At 36.0% G+C, this 5,558-nt stretch carries 7 protein-coding genes; 3 read left to right on the forward strand and 4 right to left on the reverse strand.

Annotated features, from left to right (window positions below; all coding sequences use genetic code 11):
- Nucleotides 1–444, forward strand: a 444-nt coding sequence (locus DYY65_RS11210; RefSeq protein ID WP_162478045.1) for a pyridoxamine 5'-phosphate oxidase family protein, incomplete at its 5' end; no start/stop codon positions are given.
- A 523-nt stretch (nucleotides 445–967) separates the two neighbouring features.
- On the forward strand, nucleotides 968–1,633 hold the full coding sequence (locus DYY65_RS11215) for a GNAT family N-acetyltransferase (RefSeq protein WP_162478046.1): 666 nt from the start codon (nucleotides 968–970) through the stop codon (nucleotides 1,631–1,633).
- 132 nt (nucleotides 1,634–1,765) lie between these two features.
- Here DYY65_RS11215 and DYY65_RS11220 read toward each other — a convergent pair whose 3' ends face one another.
- The 4 genes from DYY65_RS11220 to DYY65_RS11235 all read right to left on the reverse strand — a co-directional run bounded on the left by DYY65_RS11220 (nucleotide 1,766) and on the right by DYY65_RS11235 (nucleotide 4,942).
- On the reverse strand, nucleotides 1,766–2,560 hold the full coding sequence (locus tag DYY65_RS11220) for an amidohydrolase family protein (RefSeq protein WP_162478047.1): 795 nt from the start codon (nucleotides 2,558–2,560) through the stop codon (nucleotides 1,766–1,768).
- 416 nt (nucleotides 2,561–2,976) lie between these two features.
- Nucleotides 2,977–3,435 (reverse strand): hypothetical protein, encoded by a 459-nt coding sequence (locus DYY65_RS11225; protein ID WP_162478048.1) that lies wholly within the window; start codon nucleotides 3,433–3,435, stop codon nucleotides 2,977–2,979.
- A 26-nt stretch (nucleotides 3,436–3,461) separates the two neighbouring features.
- Nucleotides 3,462–4,307, reverse strand: coding sequence for a hypothetical protein (locus DYY65_RS11230; protein WP_162478049.1), 846 nt, complete (start codon nucleotides 4,305–4,307; stop codon nucleotides 3,462–3,464).
- Nucleotides 4,308–4,480: 173 nt separating this feature from the next.
- Nucleotides 4,481–4,942, reverse strand: coding sequence for a hypothetical protein (locus DYY65_RS11235; protein WP_162478050.1), 462 nt, complete (start codon nucleotides 4,940–4,942; stop codon nucleotides 4,481–4,483).
- A 447-nt stretch (nucleotides 4,943–5,389) separates the two neighbouring features.
- Between DYY65_RS11235 and DYY65_RS11240 the strand changes: the two genes are divergently transcribed.
- The coding region (locus DYY65_RS11240; protein WP_162478051.1) for a hypothetical protein at nucleotides 5,390–5,558 on the forward strand (169 nt) is incomplete at its 3' end.

Below are 5,558 nucleotides of genomic sequence, written 5' to 3' on the forward strand. Positions count from 1 at the left end.
TTAACTGAGCATGAATTAAAGGGTTTTTTGGCCAATAGCAAGCTAAATATCCATATTGGTACGCTCGATGTTAAAGGCGACCCGGTCATTCACCCGACATGGTATTATTTTGACTCTGGAAGCATTAAATTTTACATTGAAACTTCCAAAAATTCTCTGAAGGTAGCGAATTTGAGTAGAAATAATGTAGTCTATTTTTGTGTAGATGATCCAAATCTTCCTTACAAAGGAGTCAGAGGCAAGGGAAAAGCCAAAGTTCATGAAGATATTAATCATAACACACCTATTGCTGAGAAGATAATGGTCAGATATCTAGGAAGCCTCGCACATCCTATGGCCACCTCACTAATGGGTAGCGTTAAGGATGGAAATTCAGTTATTTTGGAGATTACACCAAGTTACTTCTCTACATGGGACTACGGTGAAAAAAGAAAGTCTACCTGATGCGTTTGCCCCATGCAAATGATCACACATGGCATCAATAAATATATTGGATTGATAGAAGATAGAACTTAGGTTTAAGTTAAAGTCGCGATATAAGTATTGTTATTGAAACGTCAAGGCTAGTCAGTTATCGCAAAATACCTCAATTTGTGTAGATATATAAATACAGGCTCGCAAGAACTCCTTGTCCTCATTCATAGTGAATGAAAGTCATGCAAAACGAGTTTACAAATACATAGCTGTTGGCTAATAGCGGATTTTAATTTGTCTACCGTACTATCTTTTTCTTTTTTCCAATGCTTTCCTCCGTGGCAGGCCACAGTACATTGGAATAGTGCTGGGTTTGAATTATGTTTCTGGGCAGGTTTGAAAATCCATTATATATTTTTATATTTTCTCAGTGGATTTATTCTTTTAAGCAAAGCTATTTGTCTACCTCTCAGCAGCCTTTATAGTTACTAGTTTTGTTATTAATGTCTGTTGCAATCTTAACGTATATATTTATAGATAAGAAACAACTCCTATGTTAAATTCTAGCCATCAGGCTACTCATTTGATTATCAGAAATACTCAATTCGAGGATATTTCAAAAATAGTAGATCTGCAGAAGCAATCATTCCCCTATTTGGCACGCTATGGCAATATCTGGCGTAGGGAAGAACTAACTAGCCACCTTAATATTTTCCCTGAAGGACAATTCGTTGCTGTTGAACCAGATGGCACAATCGTTGGTTCTGCAAGCACTCTGATCGTTATTCTACATCCAGAATTTGCAGATCATACATGGAAGGAAATTACTAACAATGGATTGTTTACAAACCACAACCCTAAAGGAGACAGTCTGTATGGAGCAGATATATCTACTCATCCAAAACACAGACATGAGGGAATCGGCAGTATTCTTTATGGGGCGAGAAAGCAATTGGCCATCAACATGGGTTTAAAACGAATGATTGGCGGCGGCAGATTATTCAATTACTGTGAATATGCGGATAAATTCTCTCCATTAGATTATGCTCACAAAGTGATAGCAGGTAAGATGCATGATCCCGTCCTCTCATTTGAGCTAGATAACGGTTTTAAATTTATTAAAATTCTCCCTAATTATTTGGAGGATGTTCGCTCGATGAATTATGCTAGCTTCATCGAATGGGTAAATCCAGAGCAAAGGTCTCACAGTATTACCTAAAACATCCGTGTTGGCAAGATCGTTAATAAGAAACGTCTGCTACCAGAGCTTTGAGTGTAGATCTATAAATACTAATAAACATAGAAACTCCTGGAAAGATCATTATATCTGTTGAATGGCTAGTGCACTACACTAAACACCGAATAGTACCTTTGCATTTTTGTACATTATGAGATCTCTGTCAAGGGGTTTGAGTTCCACCCTTTTGAAAAATTCTTGATAGAACCCCATGTCAGAAATTGGCCAATCAGTTCCATATAGAAGACATCGAGGTTCACCTATGTAATTCAATAACTCTGTGATTCTTTTTGACACGTATTCCTCAGATTTAGTCCCATAGTCTCCATAGAATAATCCGGATATATCCGCATATACATTCTTGTTCTTATACAATACCTCCTGACAGTCTAAGATCCAAGGGTTTCCTAAATGACACATCACTATCTTTAATTCTGGGTTATCAACAGCAACTTCGTCTATATTTATTGGATGGGAAAACCTGAGTTTCCCTTGCTTTAAAAAAATGTCTCCTGTATGAATCATTACTGGGGCTTTAAATTCTATACATAAATCATATACTTGTTGATATCGCTTATCATAAGGGAAATAATGTTCATAACCACAATATAGCTTCATTCCCTTAATGAAGCCATTCTTAAACCATCGTCTGCAATCTTGAAGATCGTTATAGCTATGATTGTCTATTGAAAAACCTGCAATTACACCAAGGTTATCATATTTCTTGACGAGCTCTATTATTTTACTAGTCGATGGCCTATCTGAATTAACTCTAAATGATGATAGGATGAGAGAATAATCGACTCCGTACTTACTCATCGTATCAAGTAATATTTGTAATCTTTCCTCTAATGTGGCCTTGTTAGTATGTTCGTATTGGTTTAGGTGGACATGGCAATCTATAACCATTAAGAGTTATTCCTAATACCATCTTATATTTTGATTCTTAAAATGAGTCTGTTCTCTTCCCAGTTAGCATTTAGAATTAGTTTCTATTTAGATAAGAAAATTCACTCAATTATAAGCCTCGAGAAAACGTGAATATTAATCTGCACAGTCAGAAATGGTCAAAAATAATATCCAAGATAATCATTTAGGCATTCCAGGCAGTTGTCTAGATGTAATAAGAAAAGGGTAGTCATACTGGCATAATGGGTGAAGGAACTTGTGGGTCAGGAACTTTCATTATGCTGATTCTGTAATTCAAATATTTGCTTTATACACTTGTTGCATGAAATTTATTAAATTAAATTAGTAGGCAATTATATCTACATGAATTGATAAAGGATAATTTCCTCTCAATCTACCTGCTACTACTTCTACTATTATTCTTTGTGGGATGCATATCGCAACACTAGGTCATCGAAATAATGGACGAATTTTTTATTTGTTATTATGTCATCTGAATAAATGCCAAGTGAAATTACTTTGCCCTTCTGATAATTGAGTTCATAAGTGGCAATAATAGGTCTCAAAGTTCGTATAGGATACTTTATTAATGAAGCATTATAGTTCATCAAGATTTTATCGTTATTATTGGTTATATATTGTTCCTCATGATGTTGATATTCCCATGGGTCATTTGCAAAACTTATGTTACACGTATAGCAGAGATAATTACTTCCGACCCATTGTGATGTTTCTTTGGCCCATCTTTCACTTACACTTTTCCATGCAGATTTACCATTAAAGGCCCAACCGTGACCTTTCATAAATGTTATCGTATTAGTGTTATGATTCAGTATTACTTGACCGTAAAAGACATTACCATCTAACAGGATCATACTTCCACCATCTGCTACAAAGTCCCTTAGATAGTTGTATTCTTGTTGTGATGTCCAAGTATTATTACATCATATGCATTACTTTTAGAATTTACATGTGTGCCAACCTTGTTGAAAATCGACCCATTATCCACATCAGCATCAGTTAAGACAGTAATATTCGAATCAGGGCTTATCAGCTTGAGGTTTTTCAATAAGGAAAGCATTGCAAACGCAGAATGTACTTGAGTCGTTGGTGCGATTGTTGGATGCATACTAACCTTGCTTGACAACAGATTCAGGTCGCTTGTAACATTCATATTCGCTATCACATGGTTGTATCTTGCGTAAAAAACATAGAATGAATTGTTATATGCTGCAGCAGTAAATGTTGGTTCTACCAGTGCAATACGCACCCCATTTCCAATTTCTTTACTTACATTGACATAATTTTCTGGAGTTATTGTTATCGTTTTTGACGTTGTTGCTGCTGGTTGGGTGTCATTAAGCTTAATAGAACGACTATAATTATAGCCATAATCGTAATTTGGATTTACCATAGCTCGTGGTTGGGAAGTTGTATTAAAGTCAGTTGCTGTCTTTGTCGCTATTGCTGCTTTTGTCGTTGTCATGTTCCTTAAGAAAACGTGGGCAAAGGAGTTCTTTTGTTGTTGTATCCTGGATCTGTTATAATTATTATAGTTATTATTAGAGCTATTGTAACCAAAGTTCTGAATAGATGTCTGCTCCCTTATGATGGAGCCTCCTCCATGATTTGATACCCTTATTTGTGCAAAAAGTGGTCTGTTGTTTGGTAATAATAGAGTATAAGAAGTCATGAACAACAATGCCATGACTATTAATGCCGAGACTATTTTCTTAGATTCTTTCATACCTAAAAGTAACACCACAACCCGGACATTTTCTACATATTTTTATATGTACACAGAGGCCTATAAAGGTAAGTTAACAATGTTAACTCACTATGTTAATCTTAATCTGATAGCTAGCTTTGGGCAGGTAAATAACTGTCACAGGAACTTGCCATGAACTTTACTTTCCTGCATCATATTTTACTGCCATCTTTCCGTGCGAGCTGAATTCGGTCATCCATAAGTGAAATATCGCTATTATGTGCATCAATTCTGCCATGCATGAGCTTTTTACCACTAGGCATCACAATGTAATTTTGTGTAGCAACTAGCATGAATTGTTGAACACCAAAGATACCGCTTACTAGTATTGTGTTTTCGTCTAACATGCGTGACTCTAATATATTTTCACCGTGGGCATTTGTTATTAAGATATGTTCTGGTTCCTTGGATTTGTTGATTAGCTTCTCCTGGCAATAAGTGCACCTATTACTATCAACCTTAACTAAGATGGCTCCCGAAGTATCGTGAATAACTGTGCTTATGTACGGACCTAGCTTGTTCTTGCCTAGGCAAAAAAGAACTGTATCGTGAATCTTGATGCACTTTGGGCTTCCAAGGATAAAATTATTTCCGAATAGCAAAGTGTACGACATTATTATAGACATGGAAGTATGGAATGAATGAGTATATTGCTTTTGTCGATATCAAAAATTAGGACATAATATTTCGAACTGAGCTTTTAACCATAAATTTGTTTCATTACACTACGTAATAACGCCACACATGGTGTAATACATTGCACGAACTATCTCAAGGTACTGTTCATTACTGCCTAGAATATATTTGGGCTCAATCTATAGAATAGACGAACCATTTTTAGATTGTCTAAATGTTTCTCACTTTCCAGTACTATAGAAAATTAGACGACAAATATACTTATATACTAAAATACTCCCTGGGCTTCGAAGGACCGAATGACCGATCGTTTATGTTGATATGATCTGGTCTGTTCTGTTCAAAAGCCCCTTCCTGGACGGCGGTAGATGGTTTCAGTGTCAAAAGGTGTATAAAGCTTGAATGCAAATGAAGTACATCTTAGTATGAGCAAAGGCAATGATACTTTATCGTTGAAGGTACTAGAATCTTACACAAGGGATGTGGGTCGTGGAATAGCTCGTATTGACTATGATTCTATGGATTCGTTGAGTGCTTCTACAGGTGATGTTATTGAAATCAGAGGCAAACGCAGGACTGTTGCCAAATGTCTAC

It is taken from the genome of Nitrososphaera sp. AFS, assembly GCF_009898475.1.
GTDB lineage: Archaea > Thermoproteota > Nitrososphaeria > Nitrososphaerales > Nitrososphaeraceae > Nitrosopolaris.

What these genes read in the sequence shown, in the direction of transcription:
- DYY65_RS11230 (WP_162478049.1), bottom strand. Translation starts at nt 4,307, where the DNA reads ATGAAAGAATCTAAGAAAATAGTCTCGGCATTAATAGTCATGGCATTG.
- DYY65_RS11215 (WP_162478046.1), top strand. Translation starts at nt 968, where the DNA reads ATGTTAAATTCTAGCCATCAGGCTACTCATTTGATTATCAGAAATACT.
- DYY65_RS11235 (WP_162478050.1), bottom strand. Translation starts at nt 4,942, where the DNA reads ATGTCGTACACTTTGCTATTCGGAAATAATTTTATCCTTGGAAGCCCA.
- DYY65_RS11220 (WP_162478047.1), bottom strand. Translation starts at nt 2,560, where the DNA reads ATGGTTATAGATTGCCATGTCCACCTAAACCAATACGAACATACTAAC.
- DYY65_RS11225 (WP_162478048.1), bottom strand. Translation starts at nt 3,435, where the DNA reads ATGATCCTGTTAGATGGTAATGTCTTTTACGGTCAAGTAATACTGAAT.